3 protein-coding genes and 1 pseudogene are annotated in these 2,713 nt (G+C 63.9%); all 4 read right to left on the bottom strand.

What is annotated here, in order from left to right:
• Positions 1–174: 174 nt before the first annotated feature.
• Positions 175–573 carry a PDDEXK nuclease domain-containing protein gene (locus ACWDUD_RS30520; RefSeq protein WP_450111766.1) on the bottom strand — a complete coding sequence of 133 codons (399 nt, stop codon included), beginning with the start codon at positions 571–573 and terminating at the stop codon, positions 175–177.
• A complete protein-coding gene (locus ACWDUD_RS30525) occupies positions 461–796 on the bottom strand; it encodes a PDDEXK nuclease domain-containing protein (protein WP_450111768.1) in 336 nt (111 codons plus the stop codon). Before ACWDUD_RS30525 ends, ACWDUD_RS30520 begins: the two co-directional genes overlap by 113 nt.
• A gap of 36 nt (positions 797–832) precedes the next feature.
• Positions 833–1,216, bottom strand: a pseudogene (locus tag ACWDUD_RS30530) (DUF1016 N-terminal domain-containing protein); the annotation flags it as partial.
• Between the two features lie 830 nt (positions 1,217–2,046).
• Positions 2,047–2,713 (bottom strand): MFS transporter (locus ACWDUD_RS30535; RefSeq protein WP_450111767.1); only part of this gene is annotated, 667 nt, incomplete at its 5' end.

The raw sequence follows: 2,713 nt of genomic DNA on the forward strand, positions 1-2,713 counted from the left end.
GGTGGAAGCCTGCCTTGAACGCCTTCGCGATCACTTTCGAAGGACGCATCAACTAACCGATGCCAGGCCGGTTCCACCGTTTATCGGACACTCCCGGCACATCACCCGTGCGGGGCACACCCGTGCCGCTGCCGCTGATGGTGGGCACATGGAGTACCGATGACGGAACGGTCTTTACGTGCGAGGCTCGGTGTGCGGCACCTGCCCCACGGCACCCTCATCGGCGGTGACCTCGAGGGTGACACGAGTCAGGGCTTCTTCGGCGGGCAGAGCGTCCTGGGCGGATGCCGTCAGGTCGTATCGGGACACGGCGACAGGCTGCTCGGTGCCGGCGAGAGCGTAGCGGACGACGGTGTCGTTCTTCTCGGCCACGAGAAACATGCCCACGGTCGGCGGATGTATATCGCTGATGCGCAGTCGATCCTCAACCAGAGCAACGTAGAAGCCGAGTTGGCCGGCATCACGGGGATCGAACTTCGTCGTCTTGAGCTCGATGACCACGTAACGAAGCTGCTCGACGTGGAAGAACAGCAGATCGATGTGGAAGTCGTCCCCGGTCGACGTCGAATGCACCCACGAATGCGAATCCCCGCCCCAGCTCGCGCAGCGTATCGATGATCCGCGCGACCAGACGCTCCTCGAGTTCCCGCTCGCCCGAATCGCTGTCGATCGCAAGGAATTCCAGTGTGAACGGATCCCTGGTGAGCTGCTGTGCCAGCTCGGAGTCCCGCTGTTCGAGCGCGGCGCCGAAGTTCGAGGGCGCAGCACCCTGACGGTCGTGGAGGCGGGTCGTGATCTGATGAGCAAGCGCAGAGCGCGACCACCCGTACTCGACGTCCTGAGCGGCGTACCACTGTCGCAGATCATGGTCGTCGAGCTTGTCGAGCAGTTCGGCGATGTGACTCCACGGCAATTGTCCAATGGGCTATTGGACGATTGCGTCTACGTCAAGCCATGCCTCAGCGAAGCCTCGCATGTAGAACAGGTTCGCTCGCGAGAAGCCCTTCATGGTTAGGAATTCGGCGCGTAAGTCCGTGGCGAGGCGGGACAGCACCTTGCTTCCCCACCGCTCGGTCTGCTGACGTTCCAAGATCGTGTGACCGACTTGCCAGTAGAGGCGGATCAGCTCGGTATTCACTTTCCGCTGCGCCTGGTAGACGCGGCGTTCGAGTTCTTCGAGCGTCGCGGCATAGTCCGTGGGTTCGAGCTCTGTCATGCCTCAAGCATCGTACCTGGCGGCGCCGAAACGGCGTGACCGGAAGTGGCGAACCAGACCGTGAGCGCGGCCCACACACGGCGCTCATCGCTCCGGTTCCGGTGCGCCGCCGGAGCGGCAGCGCATCGCAGGTGGGCATCACCCCGGTGCCGGCCCGCTCCGAGATACGGCTGAGTCGAGATCGCGTGTCGGAGCACCGGTCTCCGCCAACGGAGGAACGGCACGCATGGTCGAGGACCGCAATTGGCCGGCACGTAACCCTTCGTACTTGCGGCCCTTCCTTAGGGTGATCTCCCCCGACCGGCCCGGTTCGGCGAAGTACACCAACTGCCAACCACCGGCAACGAATTCGGCGATGACCGGCGCCTCCCCCGACAGGTAACGCGGGCGTGTCGGGCGGCATCTACGTCCCCATCCCGCACACGGCCCGACCCCGCCTGCACCCAGAACCCATTTATCACCTAGGAAGGGTAGGGCGGACACTCAAAAAGCCATGCACCCAAGCGTCCCTCGGCGGTTCTTTTCCCCACACCGGGTTGACTTTCCCCGCGGAGCACACCGATCGGACCCGCCCGATCGACAAGCACACCACCACGCGCCGCGCAAACTCGCCGCGGCACTGCGCTGGAAGGCTCGACCAACAGGGGTCAGGTCGAGCCTTCCAGCAGTTCGGGCCACCGGCGGGGGATCGGTGGCCCAGCCGTTCCCGGATCTCGGGGGAATGATCCGGGATCGGACGTTCGGTGCGCCGGCACGACGCCGACCTCCACTGCCCTATCGCTAGTCAGGAAGCGAACGTTTCACCACAACGGCGGAACAGGTCGCCGCCGTCAAAGATGCATGGAAGGCTGGTCTGCGGTCGTGTGCTGGACGGCGCTTCTTTCGTAGTTGTCGTCGGGTTTCGGGGCCGGAGCCATCCTCGTTAGCCGAATGAGGTACGCCAGAGGGATACACGCGGCATACAGTCCGGCGAAAAGGAACGTCAAGCCCGCAATACCCAAGGGGCCGAGGAACAGTCGCACGATCGCGGGGCCGACGGCATTACTGAGCCCGGCGCCGAGATTGGCGATCGCGAGTGCGGCAGCCCTCTGGCGGGGCGCAAGCAGGGCGACCATAGCCGTTACGGGAGTGAACCCGCCGAGACCGATCCCGCTCACTACGGCAACTGCGAGTAGTGCTGCGAAGTCTGTACCGAGAAGGTGTGGAACGACGTACCATCCGACCAGGGATATCGCCAGGGCGAATCCGCCTCCCCAGGCGACGACATTCGCCATTCCCACGCGATCGGACAGGTAGCCGGCCGCGAGGTTACCGGGAAGGCAGGCGAGGAGCATGGTTCCCCACGCCGTCTGCCATTGCGAAATAGAGAAGCCCACATCGTTGATCAAGTACGAGGCGAAATACAGTGAGGTTTTCTCACCAGGAGTTCGCTGACGGCGGCCGGGGACATTCGGGCGGTGTGGCGTGAGATGAGGACGTGGGGTCCTACCTGGTAGA

The sequence above is a fragment of the Rhodococcus sp. NPDC003382 genome (assembly GCF_053589135.1).